Origin of the sequence: Paracidovorax cattleyae, from assembly GCF_900104515.1 — a bacterium.
GTDB classification, from domain to species: Bacteria; Pseudomonadota; Gammaproteobacteria; order Burkholderiales; family Burkholderiaceae_C; genus Paracidovorax; species Paracidovorax cattleyae.
In genome coordinates this window covers 149,041-169,669 of record NZ_FNJL01000009.1, presented here as the reverse complement: position 1 = coordinate 169,669, position 20,629 = coordinate 149,041, and the positions used below count along the sequence as shown (strand labels likewise).

At 68.6% G+C, this 20,629-nt stretch carries 21 protein-coding genes, 1 tRNA gene and 2 pseudogenes; 8 read left to right on the top strand and 16 right to left on the bottom strand.

Features of this window, described 5'->3' with window-relative positions; translation table 11 throughout:
* Positions 1–119: 119 nt before the first annotated feature.
* The gene (locus BLR05_RS09615; RefSeq protein ID WP_092834052.1) at positions 120–416 is read left to right on the top strand and encodes a hypothetical protein; all 297 of its coding nucleotides are present in this window, start codon (positions 120–122) and stop codon (positions 414–416) included.
* Positions 417–429: 13 nt separating this feature from the next.
* On the opposite strand, the gene BLR05_RS09610 is transcribed toward BLR05_RS09615, so the two are convergent.
* On the bottom strand, positions 430–1,218 hold the full coding sequence (locus tag BLR05_RS09610) for an NAD(P)H-dependent oxidoreductase (protein ID WP_092834050.1): 789 nt from the start codon (positions 1,216–1,218) through the stop codon (positions 430–432).
* 63 nt (positions 1,219–1,281) lie between these two features.
* Here BLR05_RS09610 and BLR05_RS09605 point away from each other — a divergent pair, with 63 nt between their 5' ends.
* Positions 1,282–2,178, top strand: a complete 897-nt coding sequence (locus BLR05_RS09605) for a LysR family transcriptional regulator (RefSeq protein ID WP_092834049.1) — start codon at positions 1,282–1,284, stop codon at positions 2,176–2,178.
* 110 nt (positions 2,179–2,288) lie between these two features.
* On the opposite strand, the gene BLR05_RS09600 is transcribed toward BLR05_RS09605, so the two are convergent.
* The 10 genes and pseudogenes from BLR05_RS09600 to cysS form a co-directional block, all read right to left on the bottom strand.
* Positions 2,289–2,468 (bottom strand): CsbD family protein, encoded by a 180-nt coding sequence (locus BLR05_RS09600; protein ID WP_092834111.1) that lies wholly within the window; start codon positions 2,466–2,468, stop codon positions 2,289–2,291.
* A 219-nt stretch (positions 2,469–2,687) separates the two neighbouring features.
* Positions 2,688–2,912: pseudogene (locus BLR05_RS27130) on the bottom strand (Lrp/AsnC ligand binding domain-containing protein); the annotation flags it as partial.
* Between the two features lie 53 nt (positions 2,913–2,965).
* On the bottom strand, positions 2,966–3,487 hold the full coding sequence (locus BLR05_RS27125) for an aminotransferase class III-fold pyridoxal phosphate-dependent enzyme (protein ID WP_225978889.1): 522 nt from the start codon (positions 3,485–3,487) through the stop codon (positions 2,966–2,968).
* 321 nt (positions 3,488–3,808) lie between these two features.
* The gene (locus BLR05_RS26510) at positions 3,809–3,949 is read right to left on the bottom strand and encodes a hypothetical protein (protein WP_167361224.1); all 141 of its coding nucleotides are present in this window, start codon (positions 3,947–3,949) and stop codon (positions 3,809–3,811) included.
* A gap of 748 nt (positions 3,950–4,697) precedes the next feature.
* Positions 4,698–4,790: transfer RNA gene (locus tag BLR05_RS09585), tRNA-Ser, on the bottom strand.
* A gap of 41 nt (positions 4,791–4,831) precedes the next feature.
* Positions 4,832–6,109, bottom strand: coding sequence for an aspartate kinase (locus tag BLR05_RS09580; RefSeq protein WP_092834047.1), 1,278 nt, complete (start codon positions 6,107–6,109; stop codon positions 4,832–4,834).
* 190 nt (positions 6,110–6,299) lie between these two features.
* The gene (locus BLR05_RS09575; protein ID WP_092834045.1) at positions 6,300–7,352 is read right to left on the bottom strand and encodes a tRNA lysidine(34) synthetase; all 1,053 of its coding nucleotides are present in this window, start codon (positions 7,350–7,352) and stop codon (positions 6,300–6,302) included.
* Between the two features lie 455 nt (positions 7,353–7,807).
* Positions 7,808–8,782: an acetyl-CoA carboxylase carboxyltransferase subunit alpha gene (locus tag BLR05_RS09570; RefSeq protein ID WP_092834043.1), complete on the bottom strand. Its 975-nt coding sequence runs from the start codon at positions 8,780–8,782 to the stop codon at positions 7,808–7,810.
* 68 nt (positions 8,783–8,850) lie between these two features.
* Entirely contained in the window at positions 8,851–9,510 is a 660-nt protein-coding gene (locus BLR05_RS09565; RefSeq protein WP_013595209.1) for a DNA-3-methyladenine glycosylase family protein, read from the bottom strand.
* Between the two features lie 62 nt (positions 9,511–9,572).
* Positions 9,573–10,952: a cysteine--tRNA ligase gene (cysS, locus tag BLR05_RS09560; RefSeq protein WP_092834041.1), complete on the bottom strand. Its 1,380-nt coding sequence runs from the start codon at positions 10,950–10,952 to the stop codon at positions 9,573–9,575.
* Between the two features lie 222 nt (positions 10,953–11,174).
* On the opposite strand from cysS, the gene BLR05_RS09555 reads away from it, so the two are divergent.
* The 6 genes from BLR05_RS09555 (at position 11,175) to BLR05_RS09530 (ending at position 16,730) form a co-directional block, all read left to right on the top strand.
* Complete coding sequence (locus tag BLR05_RS09555; protein WP_092834039.1) at positions 11,175–12,299, top strand: tetratricopeptide repeat protein; 1,125 nt, start codon at positions 11,175–11,177, stop codon at positions 12,297–12,299.
* A gap of 131 nt (positions 12,300–12,430) precedes the next feature.
* Entirely contained in the window at positions 12,431–13,747 is a 1,317-nt protein-coding gene (locus BLR05_RS09550) for a L,D-transpeptidase family protein (protein ID WP_092834037.1), read from the top strand.
* A complete protein-coding gene (locus BLR05_RS09545) occupies positions 13,744–14,337 on the top strand; it encodes a peptidylprolyl isomerase (RefSeq protein WP_092834035.1) in 594 nt (197 codons plus the stop codon). Before BLR05_RS09550 ends, BLR05_RS09545 begins: the two co-directional genes overlap by 4 nt.
* 56 nt (positions 14,338–14,393) lie before the next feature.
* Complete coding sequence (locus BLR05_RS09540) at positions 14,394–14,900, top strand: peptidylprolyl isomerase (protein ID WP_092834033.1); 507 nt, start codon at positions 14,394–14,396, stop codon at positions 14,898–14,900.
* 176 nt (positions 14,901–15,076) lie between these two features.
* On the top strand, positions 15,077–15,871 hold the full coding sequence (locus BLR05_RS09535) for a UDP-2,3-diacylglucosamine diphosphatase (protein WP_092834109.1): 795 nt from the start codon (positions 15,077–15,079) through the stop codon (positions 15,869–15,871).
* 4 nt (positions 15,872–15,875) lie between these two features.
* Complete coding sequence (locus BLR05_RS09530; RefSeq protein ID WP_092834031.1) at positions 15,876–16,730, top strand: M90 family metallopeptidase; 855 nt, start codon at positions 15,876–15,878, stop codon at positions 16,728–16,730.
* A gap of 18 nt (positions 16,731–16,748) precedes the next feature.
* Here the strand turns inward: BLR05_RS09530 and BLR05_RS09525 are convergent, their stop codons facing one another.
* From BLR05_RS09525 to BLR05_RS09505, 5 genes and pseudogenes are all read right to left on the bottom strand, one after another.
* Positions 16,749–16,973, bottom strand: coding sequence for an OmpA family protein (locus BLR05_RS09525; RefSeq protein WP_225978891.1), 225 nt, complete (start codon positions 16,971–16,973; stop codon positions 16,749–16,751).
* Positions 16,974–17,064: 91 nt separating this feature from the next.
* Positions 17,065–17,358, bottom strand: a pseudogene (locus BLR05_RS27120) (diguanylate cyclase); the annotation flags it as partial.
* A 171-nt stretch (positions 17,359–17,529) separates the two neighbouring features.
* Entirely contained in the window at positions 17,530–17,862 is a 333-nt protein-coding gene (gene yfiR / locus BLR05_RS09515; protein ID WP_244160072.1) for a regulatory sequestration protein YfiR, read from the bottom strand.
* Positions 17,863–17,968: 106 nt separating this feature from the next.
* Positions 17,969–19,603 (bottom strand): gamma-glutamyltransferase, encoded by a 1,635-nt coding sequence (ggt, locus tag BLR05_RS09510; protein WP_092834108.1) that lies wholly within the window; start codon positions 19,601–19,603, stop codon positions 17,969–17,971.
* Between the two features lie 14 nt (positions 19,604–19,617).
* Positions 19,618–20,610: a Bug family tripartite tricarboxylate transporter substrate binding protein gene (locus BLR05_RS09505; RefSeq protein ID WP_092834026.1), complete on the bottom strand. Its 993-nt coding sequence runs from the start codon at positions 20,608–20,610 to the stop codon at positions 19,618–19,620.
* Between the last annotated feature and the right edge of the window lie 19 nt (positions 20,611–20,629).

The window sequence follows — 20,629 nt, the reverse complement described above, 5'->3', positions numbered from 1 at the left end:
GCGGCCCCGCATGCACGTGCGCCGCAGCCTACGGTGCCACGGCATGCAGGCCGACCCTGTCGCGTCCGGTCGTCACCTAAGGTGACTCTTTCGCTTGTCCAGCCAAGGAACACCACGCCATGCAGAACGACCACCTCCGCCAGTCCGTGCGCCACCTGCTCGACTACGACGACAGCCGCGCCAGCGCGCCGAACGAACACACCGCCGCGGCCATCGCCGGCGCGGGGCTGCTGTTCTGGGCCCTGGTATCCCGCAGCCGTACGCGCGCCGTGCTGCATGCCGCCATCGGCGGCGCCTTGCTGCTGCGCTCCGCCGGTGGCCGCGACGGCCTGCGGCGCTGGAGCCGCCAGCCCGCAGAACAGCCGCAGAAGACGGAAGCGTCCGCGGCCCCCTCGTTCGCCGACCTCCCCATGTGACCCAGCGCTCCGGTCAGTCCTGCGGCGTCGCTACGTGGATGCCCAGGCCCGAAGCCCCGGGCAGGATGTCCTCCCGCAACGCCAGTGCGGGAATGCGGTAGTCCCCGGCGTTCTGCTGGCGGAACGCGATCGGGGTTGCAGTGAACAGATCGTCCAGACGGCGCCCCAGCGCCTCCGTCGCGCCTGCGAAGCCCTCGCCGTCGATCCTGCCCGTGCGGTAGATCACATGTGGCGGCAGGACCTGGAAGCCCGGATAGAACAGGATGCCGTGCTGGATCGGGAACAACAGGTCGTCGATCGGCCCGTTGATGCCGCGCGGGCCGTAATGGGATTCCCATCCTCCCGCCGTCACCACCAGCATCGCGCGCTTGCCGGCCAGGGTGCCCTCGCCATAGCGGTCGCCCCAGTGCGTGTCCGAATGCTCGCCGACACCATAGGCGAAGCCGCAGGCATAGACCCGGTCCACCCAGCCCTTGAGCAACGCCGGCATGCCAAACCACCAGAGCGGGAACTGCAGGATCAGCGCATCGGCCCAGAGCAGTTTCTCCTGCTCCCGCGCGATGTCGCCGCTCTGCGTGCCGCGCTCGAAAGCGCGCAGGGAATGCTCGGCAGCGAGAAAGCGCTCCCCTGGCTGGGCGGCGAAATCATCCCCCGCATCGAGGCCAGCCTTCCAGCGCATGGCGTACAGGTCCGATACCTGGACCGCTTGGCCCGCCTGCTGCAGGCGCTGTAGCGAGAAATCCTTGAGCGCGCCGTTCAGGGAACGGGGCTCGGGGTGGGCATAGACAAGAAGAATGTTCATGGCGCCACGATAGGTGTGTGCAAGGTATATTGGAAATGAATTCCCTGGATTGCTGGTATTTGCATGCCAAATTCGCTGAGACAGCTGGACCTTAACCTGCTGGTTACCCTCGACGCCTTGCTGGTCGAGCACAACGTCACCCGGGCTGCTGAACGGCTGCACCTGTCACAGCCTGCCGTGAGCCTGCAACTGGCCCGGCTGCGGGATTTCTTCGCCGATCCCTTGCTGATGCCGGGCCCGCGCGGCATGCGGCCCACCGCACGCGCCGAAGAACTGCGTGAGCCCCTGCGGCATGCCCTGTCCACCCTGGCCCAGGCGGTGGCACCATCGCGGCCCTTCGATCCCGCGCAATCCCGCCAGACATGGCGCGTGGCGGCATTCGACTATGGGGAGCACTCCGTGCTGCTGCCGGCGCTGCCCGGTTTGCGCGCTTCGGCGCCGGGCAGCCGCCTGGCTGTCGTGCAGGTGCCGCCATCCCAGTTGGCGATCAAGGCGGAGCAGGGAGACATCGACCTCGCCCTCCACACCGGCGAGCAGGCGCCCCCGCACTTGCGGCGCAGGTCGCTGTTCACGGAACGCTACGTCCTGGCGGGCCGCACAGGCCATCCGGGCCTCAGGCGCCGCCCCACCCTGGCGCAATTCTGCCGGCTGGACCATGCGATCGTCTCACCGGACGGCGGCGGCTTCCATGGCGCGACCGACGCGGCCCTGGCGACACACGGGCTCGAACGGCGGGTGGCGCTGTCGGTGCCCCATTTCCTGTTCCTCGCGTCCGTGCTCGCCGGTACCGACTGCGTGGCCATGGTGCCCGCCCGCCTGGTCCGCGGCAGCGCGGCGCTGAAGATCGTGGAGCCGCCCCTGGAGGTCGAAGGCTTCGACATGCTCATGCTCTGGCCGGAGCGGATACACCGCGACCCTGCCCACCAGTGGTTCCGGGAACACATCGCCAGCTCGGTATGAATGGCGTGGAATGCCGTTCTGCAGGCGCGAAAAAGCCCCGTCGCGCTGGCAGCGCGCCGGGGCCTCGATGGCCTGCCGCGGCGGAATGACCGCCGCGCCTTCACGAAGGATTACTTCGTGGTGTCCTTGATGGTTTCCTTGGCGTCGCCGTAGTTCTTCTGGACGTTGCCTTCCACCTGCTTGGCTACGCCCTTCGCCTGCTGCTCCGGGCTGTTGAACACTTCGCCGGTCTTTTGCTGGACCTTGCCAGCGGCTTCCTTCAGCGTGCCCTTGATTTGATCGGTGTTCATGATGAAGTCCTTTCGGTGATGGATTGCGGGCAGGGATGGAAATCTCCATGCCTCGGTGCAAATGTTATGACCCGCGTGGGGCGGCGGTCGCGGGGCAATGCCGGCTGTGCCCGTAAGGTCGAGCCTACAAGGCCGGGCCTCGTGCCCCCATTTCCAGCGCTTCTGGACCGCGATGATGTCCAGCGGGTAGCCGCGGCGCCCCTGCGCATGCCGCAGGACGATCCGGCTGGCGAAGCGCTCGATGCCGATATCGGCCTCCAGCATCCTGTCCATTACCGACTGGAAGTGCCCGATGCCCGGCGCGACGATCTTCAGAAGGTAGTCGTACCCGCCACCGCCGCTCACGTTGTACGACTCGACGATTTCCCGGTAGCCGGCGACCGCCTCCTCGAACCTGCGGAAATCGTGCCGCCAGTGATTGCCAAGGGTGATCTCCGAAAACACGATGACGTGCTCGCCCAGCTTGTCCAGCGCGGTGTCCGCGCCGTAGCTGCGGATCACCCCGGCCTCCTGCAGCCTCTTCGTGCGCAGCAGGCAGCGACCGCCAGGGCGGCCGCGCACGACACGGCGTTGCCGGCGAAGGTGTTGAAGTAGCGCGAGTACCTGCCAAACTCCGCCAATGCGTCGGCCGTGGCGAGAACGCCCGCGATCGGCTGGCCGTTGCCCATTGGCTTGCCCAGGGTGACGGTGTCCGGCGAGAGGTCGAGGCGCTGGAATCCCCACAGGTACCCGCCGGTGCACCCGAAGCCGGGCTGTACCTCGTCGACAATGAACAGGCCGCCGGCCCTCCGGATCACATCCACGGCCTCCTTCAGGAAACCCGCCGGTCCGGGCAGGATGCCGTCGCGGGTGAACAGCGAATCGACGATCAGGGCCGCCGGGTGGATGCCGTGCCGCCGCAGGTCGGCCGCCGCCGCCTCGACGTCGCGCGTGAATCGCTCCGCCAGGTCGGTGCCTTCGGCGTGGTAGAGGCGCGGCGCCCACACAAGGCGCACGTGCGGACCGAGATCGACCGTCACGCCCCGCGACGGCGAGAACTGCGGCAATCAGTGCCGGGCACGGTAGCGAGCGTGCGCACCTGGCGGCAGATCGCGTCGGCCACGGCGGGATGGCAGTGCCCGAGCGAGGTCACGTTGTTGTAGGCGTCGAGCTAGCGGCGGCCTGCGGGGTCTTCCAGCCATGCATCCTCGCCGCGCACGATATGCAGCGGATGCTCGTACATCAGCCGATAGGCCGGGCCAAGCAGCGCATTCCGGCGAGCGATCATCGCCCCCGTGGCGGGCCCACATCGGCCGGGCCGGGGAAGTAGGCATTGGCCATGTTGGAGTCTTCGGTGGTTTTCATGGAAAGATGGCGGTGGGTGCGGGACTCAGCAGGCGGTCGCGCGCTGCGTTGAGGGAGATGTCCGCCATCTGCGACAGCGCCTCCCAGGCAGCGGGGTTGTGGCGCATGATGCAGGCGCGGTTTTCGGGATAGCGCACGGCGCGCCATTCCGATGCCAATGCCGTGCTTCGAGATAGTTCATACGCACCACGCTTTCTATGGTGCCTTGGAGAAGATCGCGGTGATCAATCGGACCACCGGGAAAATCTACGAACAGGCCGATCGATAGCAGGAAGCGGGGTTCCATTTCAGAACAGAAGCACGCCGGCGCAAATCAGCGCAGCGTGCTGTAAGTGCGGCCGTCCAGCTCGATCGAGACAACCCTGTCGCCGCAAGTCTGCGCGGAAATGGTATGCCCTACCCTGCTTTCCAGCAGTCCGCGGTACGGATAGGTCTTCGTGCATCGCTCACGACTCCTGGCCGCACACGCGAATCAATCGTTCTCCACTTTTCGTTGACCAGCATGAAGGAGCCCCCTGCCATACGCACCGTACCGGTCACCGATTGGAGCGAAGGGCCGCTGTTATCGCATTTCCAGCGAGGATCCTCCCTCTTGCTCAGGGTATGGATCATCGCCGCAAACCCTGGCACACACGCGAAGAGCAAGCCTCCCAGGACTTTCATTTCGATCGGAGTCTTGGCCTGAGGGGCCTCGGCAGTGGCGCGACTCATTGAAGTTCCGCCGAAGGACAGCGCCCCGTGCACCGGATTTTTCTGCGGTGCATTGGATCCAGGCCCTCGCACAAGAAAGTGAAGAACATGGATCCCCAAAAGTTCGCAACCAGCGTTTCTGGATGTGGAAAGGAAAAAGCCCCAAGCAGACAAACTGCTCGGGGCTTTTGTACCTGGCGGAAACGGAGGGATTCGAACCCTCGATGAGGCTCTACACCCCATACTCCCTTAGCAGGGGAGCACCTTCGGCCACTCGGTCACGTTTCCAATCCCGCCATTCTACCCCAGAACCGGGGCAGTTTTGGAAGTCAGGCGGCGGCCGCTGCGGGCTGGTCGAGCTCGAAGGCCTTGTGCAGGGTGCGCACGGCCAGTTCAACGTACTTCTCGTCGATGACGACGGAGGTCTTGATCTCGGAGGTGGAGATCATCTGGATGTTGATGCCCTCTTCGCTCAGCACGCGGAACATGCGGGCGGCCACGCCGACGTGGCTGCGCATGCCGATGCCGACGATGCTCACCTTGCAGATCTTGGCGTCGCCCACGACTTCCTGGGCGCCCAGGACGGGCACGACCTTTTCCTTGAGCAGATCGACGGTGCGCGCGAAGTCGTTGCGGTTCACCGTGAAGCTGAAGTCGGTCTTGCCGTCCTTGCTGAGGTTCTGGATGATGACGTCCACCTCGATGTTCGCGTCGGCCACCGCGCCCAGGATCTGGTAGGCGATGCCGGGCTTGTCGGGCACGCCCAGCACGGAGATCTTGGCTTCGTCGCGGTTGAAAGCGATGCCGGATACGACGGCTTGTTCCATTTTTTCGTCTTCCTCAAAAGTGATGAGCGTGCCGGAGCGGGCCTCTTCCTCGATGTCGATATCCCAGGGCGTGAAGCTGGAGAGCACGCGCAGCGGCACCTTGTACTTGCCGGCGAACTCCACGGAGCGGATCTGCAGCACCTTGCTGCCGAGGCTGGCCATCTCCAGCATTTCCTCGAAGCTCACGGTGTGCAGGCGGCGCGCCTCGGGCACGACGCGCGGGTCGGTGGTGTACACGCCGTCCACGTCGGTGTAGATCAGGCATTCGGCGGCCTTCATCGCCGCCGCCACGGCCACGGCCGAGGTGTCGGAGCCGCCGCGGCCCAGCGTGGTGATGTGGCCTTGCTCGTCGATGCCCTGGAAGCCGGTGACGATCACGACCTTGCCGGCGGCGAGATCCGCGCGCACGCGCTGGTCGTCAATGGATTCGATGCGGGCCTTGGTGTAGGCGCTGTCGGTGCGGATGGGCACCTGCCAGCCGGCATAGCTCACCGACTCCATGCCTTCGGCCTGCAGCGCGATGGCCAGCAGAGCGGAAGAAGCCTGTTCGCCGGTGGCGGCGAGCATGTCGAGTTCGCGGTGGTAGGCGGAGGAGGCGCGCGAGGGGGCGAGGTCCTTGGCCAGGCCGAGCAGGCGGTTGGTTTCGCCGCTCATGGCGCTGGGCACCACCACCATCTGGTGGCCCGCCCGTGCCCACTTGGCGACGCGCTTGGCGACATTGCGGATGCGCTCCGTGGAGCCCATCGATGTGCCGCCGTATTTGTGAACGATCAATGCCATTGGATATCCGGGGTGACGGTACGAAGGCCGCGGCGCGAAAGGAGGGAAAGGCACAGGAGCGGACCTGCGGGATGGAAGGCCCCCTGCGCCTCACAGGCCCCGGGACCTCGTAGGCACCCTATGCTCTGTGGCTGAGGTGTTTTGGCGCGCCGCCGTGTTTCGTGCGAATGAGAGAGAAGACCAAAACCTGTCAATTGTACCAACCGAGTTCGCCGCCCTGGCGCACCACGAAGCCCCGTCCCACTCTGATGCGGATGCGGTGCCCGCGCGTGGCGCAGGCGGCGATCTGGTCGAGCAGCTCACCGAGTTGCGCGGCCGTGGGCGTGGTGGCGTGCACCGTGCGCAGCCAGTGGCGCAGCGCATTGGCCTGGCGCTCGCGGCCGAGGGCGCGCAGCGCCGCGATCCGCGGCGGCTGCCCGATGGCTTGCAGATCGGCCTGGGCCAGTTCGCGCAACAGCACGGCAGCTTCCGCCGCATGCGAGGCGCTGCGCGCGAAGGTGTCGCGAAACTGCGGGAACGCGGCCTGCAGCACTGGCAGCAGCCGCGCGCGGATGCGGTTGCGGGTGTAGCGCTCGTCCGTATTGGTCGGATCCTCGACCCAGCTCCCGCCGCGTGCCGACAGCCAGGCGCGCACCTCGGCCCCGGCGACCTCCAGCAGCGGCCGGTGCCAATCGATGCCGCCGCGTCGCCAGAAGACCGGCATGGCGGCGAGTCCCGCCACCCCGGCACCGCGCGAGAGTGCGAGCAGCACGGTTTCCACCTGGTCGTCGGCATGCTGGGCCAGCGCGATGGCGGCCAGCGCGGGCCGCGCGACTGCGGGCCCGTCCCTCCCATCCTCACCCGATGGACCGCCCTGTCCCGCTTCCGTTGCCGGCATCACCCCGTCCGCACCTGCCTGATGGGTTGGATGGGTTCCCTGCAGGCCGCCGGCCAGGCCCCGCAGGGCGTCGTAGCGCCGCTGCCGGGCCGCATCCTCGGGGCTCTCACCGGAAGCATGGCGCGCATCCACCCGCGCAATGCGCAACGGCACGCCCAGCCGCCCGCACAGCGCGCGGCAGTGCTCCTCGAAACCATCCGCCGCGACCTGCAATCCATGGTGCACGTGCAGCGCATGCACCTGCCCCGGCCAGCGCTGTGCGCAGGCGTGCAGCAGCGCGGTCGAATCCGCCCCGCCACTCAGCGCCACGCCCAGGGGCAGCGCCGGCCGGAAACGATCCATGGCCGCATCGAATGCCCGCGTCATCGCGCCGCCCCTTGCCCAGGGAAAACGAAAACGGCCCCGAAGGGCCGCGCAGCAGGCATGGATACCGATGTCCCGGACATTTCAGTCAACCACGGCGCAACGCGCCAACCTCGCCGACCCGACGGAGGGAGCCGGAACGCTCGGCGGCCTCGAAGCTGGCCAACTGCGCAGGCAACCGCCTCGTTTCAACATCCCATGGGCGAGCGAAGATCCGCCCCCCTGAACGCCAAGCGGCCTCACCCGTCGCAAGGCCGCGGAGCAGGCCACGCCAGCAGACGCCGTGGAACCGGCTCCGCCGGGCCACGGGCGTCCAGCCCCTTGCCAGAGGCAAGGGGCGTTCGGCCCGTCCACGCCCGCGCAGGCGGGCGTGGAGCCGCGGCCCTCACTCCACCCTGCCCGCCGTGCGCAGCACGGCGAGAGCGGGGGGAAGGCCCGAAAGGCCTCAGGGGGGTGCCTCACCTTTCAGCGCGGGTATCGTTGAACCGGCCGTAGCTCTGCAGGCGCTCATAACGGCGGTCCAGCAGCTCGCGCGGCTTGAGGTCCGCCAGCTGGCGGTAGGCATCGCCCAGCGCGCGCTTGAGGAAGGCGGCCATCTGCTTGTGGTCGCGGTGCGCACCGCCCACGGGCTCGCTCACGATCTTGTCCACCAGGCCCAGGGCCTTGAGGCGGTGGGCGGTGATGCCCATGGCGTCGGCCGCGTCCTGGGCCTTGTCGCCGGTCTTCCAGAGGATGGAGGCGCAGCCCTCGGGGCTGATGACCGAATAAATCGAATACTGCAGCATGACGACCTGGTCGGCGACGCTGATGGCCAGCGCGCCGCCGGATCCGCCTTCGCCGATCACCGTGGTGATGATGGGTACTTCCAGCTGAGCCATCTCGAAGATGTTGCGGCCGATGGCTTCGGACTGGCCGCGCTCCTCGGCGTCGATGCCGGGGTAGGCGCCGGGCGTGTCCACGAAGGTGAACACGGGCAGCCGGAATTTCTCGGCGGTCTTCATGAGGCGCAGGGCCTTGCGGTAGCCCTCGGGGCGGCTCATGCCGAAGTTGCGCGCGGCGCGCTCCTTGGTGTCGCGCCCCTTCTGGTGGCCGAGCACCATGCAGGCATGGCCATTGAAGCGCGCGAGGCCGCCGATGATGGAGAGATCGTCGGCGAAGTGCCGGTCACCGTGCATCTCGACGAAGTCGGTGAAGATCTCGCGCACGTAGTCGAGGGTGTAGGGCCGCTCGGGGTGGCGGGCGATCTTGGTGATCTGCCAGGGAGACAGTTCACTGTAGATGTCCTTGGTGAGCTGCTGGCTCTTGCGGCTGAGCTGGTCGATTTCCTCGGAAATATCCACCGCGCTTTCGGTCTGCACGTAGCGCAGTTCCTCGATCTTCGACTCCAGCTCGGCGATGGGCTGCTCGAAGTCCAGAAAAGTCTTTTTCGCCAATTGTTTTCTCCTTGGGCTGTAGCCTCGGCCCACGCGGAACGCGCGGCACGCAGTGTCCTGGCGGACGGTCAATAGTCCACCGGCAGGGGGGCGAGCGACCGCCAAATATACCAACTCGCCACGCTGCACCAGGGCTTCCAGGCCTCCGCGACCTCGCGGGCATCGCTGCGGCTGACCGGGTCGCCCGAAAAATAGTGCTGGCTGATGCCCTGCAGCAGGGTGGCGTCGTCCAGGGGCAGCACGTTGGGTCGCGCCAGATGGAAGATCAGGAACATGTCGGCCGTCCAGCGGCCGATGCCGCGGATGGCGACCAGCTCGGCCGCGATGGCCTCGTCATCCATCGCGTCCCAGTCCTTGACGTGCAGGCGGCCGGTGTCGAAATGCAGCGCCAGGTCCACCAGGTAGTCCACCTTGCGGGCGGACAGGCCCGCGGCGCGCATGTCGTCCACCTTGAGCTTGAGCACGGCGGCCGGCGTCATGCTGCGGGGCAGCGCGGCGAATTTGTCCCAGACCTTCTGGGCGGACGCGACCGAGACCTGCTGGCCCACGATGCTGCGCGCCAGCGTGGTGAAGGCGTCGCCGCGGGCCACGAGGGCCACGTCGCCGAGCTGCGGGATCAGACGCTTCATGACGCGGTCCTTCTTGACCAGGTGGCGGCAGGCATCCGCCCAGTAGCCAGGGGCGGTGGACGGCTCGGCCGTCCCCGCTGTTTTCTTGCTGGGGGCCACGGTTTACCTTGTCTGGAGGAGAGACGACCGGCGATGCGGGAAACGGAAGGGGCGGCTCGGGCTCACTGCGCGGCCTCCCAGGTCGTGCCCGCGGGGGAATCCTTGAGCACGATGCCCTGCGCGAGCAGGTCGTTGCGGATGCGGTCGGCCTCGGCGAAGTCGCGCGCGGCCTTGGCGGCCGCGCGCGCGGCGATGCGCGCCGCGATCTCGCCGGCGTCCAGCCGGGCGCCCTGCCGCAGGAAGGCCTGCGGATCACCCTGCAGCAGCCCCAGGCAGCCGCCCAGCGACTTCAGCAGGCCGGCCAGGCGGGAGGACCGCGTGCGGTTCACTTCGCCGGCCAGCTCGAACAGCACGGCCACCGCTTCGGGCGTGCCGAAGTCCTCGTCCATGGCCGCCTTGAAACGGGCGGCATGCAGATCGGTCCAGTCGATCGCGCCGGTGTCTTCCGGCGCCACCAGCGAGAGCGCGGTGTAGAGCCGCTTGAGGGAGGCGCGCGCGTCCTGCAGGTGCACGTCGCTGTAGTTGAGCGGGCTGCGGTAGTGCGTGCGCACGATGAAGAAGCGCAGCGTCTCGGCATCGACCTGCTGCAGCACCCCGCGGATGGTGAAGAAGTTGCCGAGCGACTTGCTCATCTTCTCGTTGTCCACGCGCACGAAGCCGTTGTGCATCCAGAAGCGCGCCAGCGGCTTGCCGGTGGCCCCCTCGCTCTGGGCAATCTCGTTCTCGTGGTGCGGGAACTGCAGGTCCGCGCCGCCACCGTGGATGTCGAAGCTCTCGCCGAGCGTGGCGCAGCTCATGGCCGAGCACTCGATGTGCCAGCCCGGCCGGCCGGTGCCGAAGGGGCTGTCCCATTTCGCCTCGGGCGGCTCGCCGGGCTTGGCGGCCTTCCAGAGCACGAAGTCGAGCGGATCCTGCTTGTCGTCCTGCACAGCCACGCGTTCGCCCGCGCGCAATTCGTCCAGGGACTTGCCCGACAGCTTGCCGTAGCCCTCGAACCGGCGCACGGCGTAGTTCACGTCGCCGCTACTGGCGCGGTAGGCCAGGCCCTTGCGCTCCAGCGTGCCGATGAGCGAGAGCATCTGGGGCACGTATTCGGTGGCGCGCGGCTCGACCGTGGGCGGCTCGATCGCCAGGGCGCCGATGTCCTCGTGCATGGCGGCCGTCATCTCGTCCGTGAGCTGGCGGATGGTGATGCCCCGCTCCACCGCGCGGCGGATGATCTTGTCGTCGATGTCGGTGATGTTGCGCACATAGGTGACGCGCAGGCCGCTGCTGCGGAGCCAGCGCTGCACCACGTCGAAGGCCATCATCATGCGGGCGTGGCCGATGTGGCAGAGGTCGTAGATGGTCATGCCGCAGACGTACATGCGGACATGGCCGGGCTCGAGCGGGGAAAAGTCCTCCATCGCACGCGACAGCGTGTTGTAGATGCGCAAACTCATGGAATATCAGTGAAGAGGGGGTGTTGGACTGCAGGCCGACGGCCCCGGCCGCAGCGGGCCGTGGCGCCGGACGGGCCGGCGTGCGAGGTATGCGCAGCATCTGCGCGACACGCGAATCAGGAGCGGCAACAGCGCACCGGCATGGCAAAACCCCTCGGCTACAATCCGCCGCAGTATAAGGCCCGTTACCGATCGACACTTTCATACCCGTTGCCACCATCCATGACGCACGCCCGCCGCCCACTCCCCCATCTCCTGCGACTGCTGGTGCTGTCGGCCTTGCTGGGGGCGCCGCTGGCCCACGCGGACGACTACGCCGAGATCACCCAGCTGCTCAAGTCCGGCAAGAGCCAGGAGGCGCTGGCCAAGGCGGACCAGCGCCTCCTGGCCAACCCGCGCGATCCCCAGCTGCGCTTCCTGCGCGGCGTGGCGCAGGCGGATTCGGGCAAGCAGGCGGATGCGGTGGCGACGTTCACCAAGCTCACCGAGGACTACCCCGAGCTGCCCGAACCGTACAACAACCTGGCCGTGCTCTACGCGAACCAGAACCAGCTCGACAAGGCCCGCACGGCCCTGGAGATGGCGATCCGCACGAACCCGAGCTACGCCACGGCCCACGAGAACCTGGGCGACATCTACGCGAAGCTCGCCAGCCAGGCCTACAACAAGGCTCTGCAGCTGGACGCCTCCAATGCCAACACGCTGCGCCCCAAGCTGGCCCTGATCCGCGACCTGTTCTCGGGCGACGCCGGCAAGTCCGCCGCGGCGAAGTCGGCCACCCCGGTGGCGACCGCGACGGCCCGCGCTCCCGCGCCGTCGCCGGCCCCCGCACCGGCGGCATCGCCGGCACCGGCACCGACGCGTGCCGCCGCACCGGCTCCCGCACCTTCCACGCCTCCTGCCCCGGCCCCTGTCAACGTGCCGGCCGCTGCGCCGGCCCCTGCTGCAGCTCCGGCCCCTGTGCCCGCTCCTGCACCGGCACCTGCCGCGGCATCGTCGTCGGCCGCGGCCGAAAAGGAAGTCGCCGCCGCCGTGCGCGCCTGGGCCAGCGCCTGGGAAGGCCAGGACATGCATGGCTACCTCGGTGCCTACGACCCGTCCTTCAACCCTCCAGGCAAGCAGAGCCGCGCCGCCTGGGAGAAGGAGCGCCGCGACCGCATCGTGGGCCGCGCCAAGATCAACGTCAGCATCAGCGACCTGCAGGTCACGGTCAAGGACAACAAGGCGCAGGCACGCTTCCGCCAGGGCTACAGCTCCGGCTCGTACAGCGTGAACAGCCGCAAGACCCTTGATCTGGTGCATACCGGCGGCCGCTGGCTGATCGTGCGCGAGTCCACCGGCGGCTGATGGCGGTCCGGCGGGCACCCCGGCCCTTTTTCCCCCAGGTAACGTGCGGCGGAACCGGCCCTGGCCTGCCGTCGGCCTGCACGGCGCGGCCGTGGCGTGCCGCGCCCTGGCACTCCCTCCGCTGAGCGCCGATGTCGATCGCGATTTCCTTCCGTAGCCGCGCGCTCGCGGCGGCAACCGCTTTGTCCGTGGCCTGCGGCGCACTCGGCGCGCCCGCGGTGGCCCTGGCCCAGGGCGACAAGGAGCGCGCCCTCGCCCGCAACAAGCGCCCTGCGGCCAAGCCGGTGCCGCGCGGCCAGCCGGCGCCCCTGCGCGACGGCCAGGCAGAGCAGCGCCTGATGGAGGTCTATCGCCTCACGGGCGAAGGCCGCAGCCGCGAGGCGCTCGCCAAGGCCGAAAGCCTGGCGCGCGACTATCCGAATTTCCAGCTGGCGCAGCTTGCGCTGGGCGACCTGCTGTCCGCCCGCACCCGGCCGGTGCGCCAGTTCGGCGACGTGCCGGCGGGCCAGGGCGATGCGCCCCAGCCCCCCTCGCCCAACGCCGCGGAGGCGCTGGCCGAACTGCGCGCGGAATCCCGCCAGCGATCGGACGCATTGCGCGTCCGCCCCGGAGCCCGCGCCATTCCCGCCCAGTTCATCGAACTCTCGGCGCGATCCCGCCACGCGATCGCCGTGGATGCCTCGCGCTCGCGCCTGTACCTGTTCCAGAACACCGAACAGGGCATGGAGTTGATCGCCGACTATTACGCTTCGGTCGGCAAGCTCGGGATCGAGAAGGCGCTGGAAGGCGACCAGCGCACTCCGCTGGGCGTGTACTTCATCACCAGCCGGCTCGATCCTGCGACGCTCAAGGATTTCTACGGCGCCGGCGCGCTGCCCATCAACTACCCCAACCCGCTGGACTTGAGCCGGGGCAAGACGGGCAGCGGCATCTGGTTGCACGGCACGCCGCCCGAGCAGTTCTCGCGCGCACCGCTGTCCACCGACGGCTGCCTGGCCCTCGCCAACCCCGACCTGGAGCGCATCCTGCGCACCGTGGAGCCCCGCTCCACGCCGGTGGTGATCGCGCGCCAGATCCAGTGGGTACAGCCGCAGGCGGTACAGGCCGAGCGCCGGCAGTTCGAGGCCGTGCTCGATGCGTGGCGAGCCGCCAAGTCGCAGGGCGACGTGCGCCGCCTGCTGTCGTTCTATGCGGCCGATTTCCAGAGCTACGGCAAGATGACGATCGCCGACTACGCCAGGAGCCTCGAAGCCGAGGCCCGCGCGCTGCGTGGCCGCCCGCTGCATCTCAAGGACCGGACGCTGCTGCGCTGGACGGATGCCACCGAAACCATGGTGGTAACGTTCGGCGAGGTGGCCGAAGGGGCCCGCACCGGCCCCGTCAAGCGCCAGTACTGGACGCGCAAGGGCCAGCAATGGCAGATCTTTTTCGAAGGAGTGATTGGATGACGACCCTGATTTCCAGACGATTCGCCGCCCTGGCGCTGGCCGGTGCCGCGTTCGCGGCACTCGCGCCCGCCGCCTCCGCGCAGACCGCCGCAGCCGCGCCGAAGGTCAAGCTGGCGACCAGCCTGGGCGACATCGTGCTGCAGCTCGATCCCGCCAAGGCGCCGAAGACGGTGGAGAACTTCCTGCAGTACGTGAAGGACAAGCACTATGACGGCACGGTCTTCCACCGCGTCATCGACGGCTTCATGATCCAGGGCGGCGGCTTCACGCCCGACATGCAGCAGAAAACCACGCGCCCACCGATCCCGCTGGAAGCGGGCAACGGCCTGAAGAACGACGCTTACACCATCGCCATGGCGCGCACCGGCAATCCGGACTCGGCCACCTCGCAGTTTTTCATCAACGTGAAGGACAACGTCGCCCTGAACGCGCCCAACCCCGATGGCCACGGCTACGCCGTGTTCGGCAAGGTCGTGGGCGGCAAGGACGTGGTGGACAAGATCAAGGCCGTGGAGACCGCCAACCGCGGCATGCACCAGAATGTGCCCTCGACACCGGTCGTGATCAAATCCGCCACCGTGGTGCAGTGAGCCACCCTCGCACGCATCTCCCACATCCCCACCCCGGATCCCCATAAGGAAACGCAATGAGCAACCCGCAAGTCGAACTCCACATCGCCGGCCACGGCGTGATCGTTCTCGAACTCGACGCCGAGAAGGCGCCCCAGTCCACTGAGAACTTCCTCGCCTACGTGAAGAAGGGCCACTACGACAACACGATCTTCCACCGCGTGATCCCCGGCTTCATGATCCAGGGCGGCGGCTTCGAGCCCGGCATGAACCAGAAGGGCACCGATGCGCCCATCGAGAACGAGGCCCAGAACGGCCTGAAGAACGATAACTACACCGTGGCCATGGCCCGCACCAGCGATCCGCACTCGGCCACCGCGCAGTTCTTCATCAACGTGGCCGACAACGGCTTCCTGAACCACACCGCTCCGTCCGCCCAGGGCTGGGGCTATGCCGTGTTCGGCAAGGTCGTGAAGGGCACCGAAATCGTGGATGCCATCAAGGGCGTGAAGACGGGCCGCAAGGGCTTCCACGACGACGTGCCGAAGGACGACGTCATCATCGAAAAGGCCGTGCTGGCCTGATTCCCCCCTGAGTCGCTTCGCGCCTTCCCCCTGGGGGGACAACGCCAGCAGCCCGGCAAAGCCGGTTCTGCGGCGTCTGCTGGCGTGGCCTGCTCCGCGGCCTTCCGAACCGCGAGCGCCGCCCGGGTGGGAGGGCCATAGGCTTGGCGCAAGCGCATTCCTGCTCCCGTATGGTCATGAGCATGCCTGCACCCGACATCCGGGAGTTCGTTGCGCCCGGCGCGTGGCGCACGGTGGATTTCATTTCCGACCTGCACCTGGAGGTGGACCACCCGGCCACGGTGGATGCCTTCTCGCATTACCTGGACACGACGCCCGCTGACGCCGTGTTCCTGCTGGGCGACCTGTTCGAGGTCTGGGTGGGCGACGACGCCATCCAGGAGCCCGGCAGCTTCGAGGCTGCATGCTGCGGGCTGCTGCGCCGCGCGGCGTCACGCAAGGCCCTGTATTTCATGCACGGCAACCGCGACTTCCTGGTGGGTGCCGGGTTCACGGAGGCGACGGGCATCCCCGTGCTGCAGGACCCCACGGTGCTGGTCTTCGCCGGCGGCCGCTGGCTCCTGAGCCATGGCGATGCGCTTTGCCTGGCGGACGTGCCCTACCAGAAATTCCGCGCCGTGGCGCGCGACCCGCAATGGCAGGCGCAGTTGCTCGCACTGCCGCTGGCTGCACGCCGCGCCCAGGGCCGCAGCGCGCGCTCGGAAAGCGAGGCCCGCAAGCAGTCGGGCACCGCCTTCTATGGCGACGTGGACAGCGCTGCCGCCGTGCAGTGGCTGCAGGCTGCGCAGGCGCGCGCGCTCATCCACGGCCACACCCACCTGCCTGCCGACCACGTGCTGCAGGGAGCCGGCGACACTGCCCTCGCCCGCCACGTGCTCACCGACTGGGATCTGTCCGCACGGACACCGCGCGCGGAGGCACTGCGCCTCACGGGCGCGGGCTTGGAACGCATCTGCCTCGTCCCCAGATAGCGGCATGGCCCCTGCCTCCGCTTTCACGCGCCTGGTGCGCAAGTTCTCCCGCCGCGTGCGCTCGACGTTCGCCCCGGTGCCCGACATTCCCGCCGCGCTGTGGCTGCAGACGGTATCGCGCTACCGCTTCCTCGCGGAATTGCCACTCCACGACCAGGCCAAGCTGCGTGCCTTGAGCGCCCTGTTCCTGCAGCGCAAGGAGTTCACCGGTGCCCACGGGCTGGAAGTAACGGATGCCATGGCGGTGGCCATCGCAGCCCAGGCGTGCCTGCCACTGCTGCACTGGGGCGAGCCTGCCAGGGCACTGGCCTGGTACGACGATTTCGTGGGCATCGTCGTCCACCCCGGCGAGGCCGTGGCGCGCCGGCAGTCGGTGGACGAGGCCGGCGTGGTCCACGACTACGACGAGGTGCTGCTGGGCGAGGCCATGGACCGGGGCCCCGTGATGCTGAGCTGGCCCGCGGTGGATGGCGCCGGCCGGCCCCTGGCGGACGGCGACCAGGGCAGCGGCACGAGCGTGGTCGTGCACGAGTTCGCGCACAAGCTGGACATGCGCAACGGCGGCGCGGACGGCTACCCGCCCCTGCCCGCAGGCTTCCTCGGCACGCACGGCGCGCGCGAGGCACGGGAGCAGTGGCGCGCCGCCTGGGAGCCCGCCTACCGGGACTTCCGCGAGCGCGTGATCATCGCCCAGCGCTTCGGCGGCGAGCGGCCGTGGCTCGATGCCTACGGCGCGACCGCACCGGCGGAATTCTTCGCCGTCGCCTGCGAGGCCTATTTCGTCAGCCGCGAGCGCTTCGCGCAGGAGTTTCCGGCGCTGATGCCCCTGCTGGATGACTATTTCCGGCCGGGAGGCTGATGGACTGCCGGCACGGGTTCAGAACGCGGGCACCATGATCGCCACGCGCCGGTTCTCGCGGCGGCTGGCGGCGGAGGTGCCCTGCATGAGGGGCCGGGAAGCCCCCAGGCCCACCGTGTCGATGCGGCCCGCGGAAAGGCATGATTCGGCCAGGACCCGGGCCACGGCCTGCGCGCGCCGCAGCGACAGGCGCTCGTTGTAGGTGCGTGCACCCTGCTGGTCGAGCAGCGGCGCGAACGCCATGGCCAGAAAATTGCCGTGTCGCTGCGCCTTCACCCCGGTATATGGCCATGTCGGCGAAGCGCATCAGTGCCCCCATGTCACCGGCATGCAGGGGGAATATGGCGACGCCGATGCTGACGGCGGGCTGGAGCTGCACGCCGCTCTCCAGCATGACCGGATCGCGCATGACCTCCTGCACGCGGCAGACCGTGCGCTGCGCATCGCGCAGGCCGCCCACCGGCGACATCACGATGGCGAATTCATTGCCACCCAGCCGTGCCACGAGATCGGTGTCCCGGGCCTGCGCGCACAGGCGCTGCGACACGGCCACCAGCAGGGCATCCCCGGCCGCGTGGCCGTGGGTGTCATTGACGGCCTTGAAATAGTCGTTGTCCAGGAACAGCAACGCGAGCGAGGTACCGGCGCTGATTGTTGCCCGCGTACACGCGCAGCGCCGCCAGCCCCGCCATGAGCAACAGCGCCCCGGCCAGCGCGACGGCCAGCAGCGCCATGCTCAGGCGGGCACGGTGCACGACGGAGCGCAGGGTATCGCCGGGACCGGCCGCGCCGGCCCGCTTCATGGCCCGGCCTTCCTGCGCGAAAGTTGCAGGACGCGGGGATTGACGTGCACTCCGCTGCGGGCCACCGAATCCAGATTGCTTTCGAATCCGACGCCGTCCTGGCGCACTTCCAGGCAGAACATGCAGCCGATGCGGCAGAGTTCGCGCCGCTCGCTGATCGACAGCGGGGGACGCGATCCCACCTTCTGGAGGAGCTGCCGCCATTCGGCATCCTCCAGGTGGCCGGCATAGACGCCGGCGCATGCCGTGGGGAGCGCGGCATCCGGCCGCCACGGCCCATGCGCGGCGCCCCCCCCCCCCCCCCGCAGGCAGGGCGGGCAGCGGCGCATCCAGGACAGCAGCAGGCGAAGCAGGGGCGGGGGCTCAGCGACTCCCGCAGTGGGCGTGAACGGGTCGGACAATCAGATGCGGCCGAGTGTAGCGGCCCTGCCCCCGTCAGGCCACGGCCGTGTGGTAGGCCACCCCGTCACGCCCCGGATCGGCGCCACCATGCAGCCCGCCATCCGCCCCGACCTGCACGCCGTGCACCCAGCCGATGGTGTAGTTGTACGGGTTGCGGAACACCTCGTAGCCATCGGCCTGCAGCGCACGCGTGACGTGGCGGGGAATGCGGTTGCAGACGTCGATGGAATTGCCCGTCGATGAGAAGCGCGGTGCCGAGACGGCCTCCTGCATGCCCATGCCATGGTCGATCATGTTGAGCAGCACCTGCAGCACGCCCATGGCGATCTGCGTGCCGCCCGGGGCACCCAGCACGGTCTCCGGCCTGCCGTCCCGCAGGACGATGCTCGGGCACGACGAGGTAAAGCGGCTCTTGCCCGGCTGAATGCTGCCCACGCGGCCCGGCCGCGGATCGAACACGCCCATGCAGCCGTTGTAGAAGAAGCCCATGCCCGGGGTGATCACGCCCGAGGGCATGGCCAGCGAATGCGTCATCGATACGCAGTTGCCGTCGCCGTCCACCACGCTCAGGTGGGTGGTGTCGCGCGGCACGGGTGCGCCCGGGTTCACGCGTTCCACGCGGTGGCGCCTGCCCGCACGGATGTCATCGGCCACGCGCGCTGCGGCCTCCTTCGAGAGCAGTTCATCCAGCGGCACCTCCACGAAGGCCGGATCGCCGATGTGCCGGTCCTTGTCCGAGGTGGCCTTCTTCATCGCCTCGCTGAGCAGGCGCAGGTAGGCCGGGCCGTTGTGCTCCATCTCCGCGAGCGGGAAATTCTCCAGGATGTTCAGCATCTGCAGCAGCATGGCGCCGCCGCCCGGGGGCTGGTTGGTGGTGACCGTGCGGCCGCGGTAGCTGCCGAAGAGCGGCGCCGTGCGGCGCACCGCGTAGCGCCGCAGGTCGTCCAGCGAGAGCAGGCCGCCCAGCGACCGCACGTGCTCCACCATGCGGCGCGCCAGCTCGCCTTCGTAGAACGGGGCGATGCCCTCCTGCGCCACCTGCTCCAGCACGGCTGCCATACCGGGGTTGTCCAGGGGCGCGCCGATGGGCTTGGGCGAGCCGTCCGGGCGGCAGTAGAGCGCCCGGCCTTCGTCGCTGTAGCGCAGGCGGTCGAGGTTGCTCACGCGGCCCATGGTGGGCTCGTCGATCCAGAAGGCGTGCATGCCGGGCCGCACGAAGAAGCCTTCGCGCGCCCAGGCGATGGAGGGTGCCACCACCTCCTTCCACGGCAGGCGGCCGTGGGCACGATGCATGGCCTGCAGCCCCTTGAGCGTGGCCGGCGTGGCGATGGACTGCGGGCCGATGTCGTTGACGCGGCCCTTCAGGATGAATCCGAAGCCGTCCCGGGTCTCCCCTTCGAGCAGGTCGGCCCACATGTCCTCGCGGCAGGCGAGCGGCGCGGGAGCGTGGAAGTCGAAGTATTCATGGGTCGCGGGGCCGCCGGTACCCTGCATGTACACGGCCGCCGTGCCGAAGCCGGCGATGCCGCACATCAGCGGGTCCACGACGGTCTGGGCCAGCGCGGTGGCGACGGCGGCGTCCACAGCGTTGCCGCCCGCGCGCAGGATCTCGATGCCCGATTCGGCCGCTTCGGGCTGCGGGCAGGACACCATGGCTTGCTTGTTCAGGGACATCGCAGGCCTCACTTGCCGCTCAGGTTCAGCGCATCGAGCGTCGGGCCCCAGGCCTGGGTGTCGCGGCGCGTCACCTCCATGAGCTGGCTGGCGGGGCCGGCCATCGGGATCGCGCTCATCGCGCGCAGCTTGGCCTGCACCTCGGCGCTGGCGTGGAAGGCGCGTGTGCCCTCGTGCAGCCTGGCGATGATCGCAGGCGGCGTGCCGGCCTTGGCGACGATGCCGCTCCAGCCCATGGTGTCGAAGTCCTTGACGCCCAGTTCGTTGGCAGCCGGCACGTCGGGCAGGTCGGCCAGGCGCGACGGGGCCAGCACCACCAGCGGCACCACTTTGCGATTCCTGACGTGCGGCAGCACGGTGCCGGCCACCGGCGCCATCACCTGGGTCTGCCCGCCGATGGTGGCCATGAGCCCGTCGGGCTCGCCCTTGAAAGGCACGTGCGTCATCGAGATGCCCAGCTTCTTCTGCAGCAGCTCCACCGCCAGTTGCGTCGAATTGCCCAGGCCGGAGGAGGAGAAGTTCAGCTCGCCCGGATGCGCCTTGGCGTATTTCACGAGGTCGTCCAGCGACTTGAAGCCCGTGGCAGGATTGGCCACCAGCACGAAGGGCACCGTGCTCAGCATGCCCACGCCGATGAAGTCCTTCTCGGGGTCGTAAGGGAGCGGCTTGTAGACGAAGCGGTTGAGCACCATCTGCGACACCCCGCCGAACATCAGCGTGTAGCCGTCCGCCGGCTGGCCGAGCACCTGCTGCGCCGCGATGATGCCGCCTGCGCCGGGCTTGTTCTCGACGACGATATTGGCGCCCAGCGCCTTGCCCGCGTGCTCGGCCCACAGGCGGGCCACCGTATCGGAACTGCCGCCGGCCTGCTGGGACACGACCAGGCGGATGGGGCGGGTGCCGGGGTACCCCGCGACATCCTGCGCGAGGGCCGGGGCGGCGGCCAGGGCCCACGAGAGCGCCACGGCGGCCCACCGGGCCAGGCAAGAATTTTTGTTCATGGTATGCAATCTCCGGAGA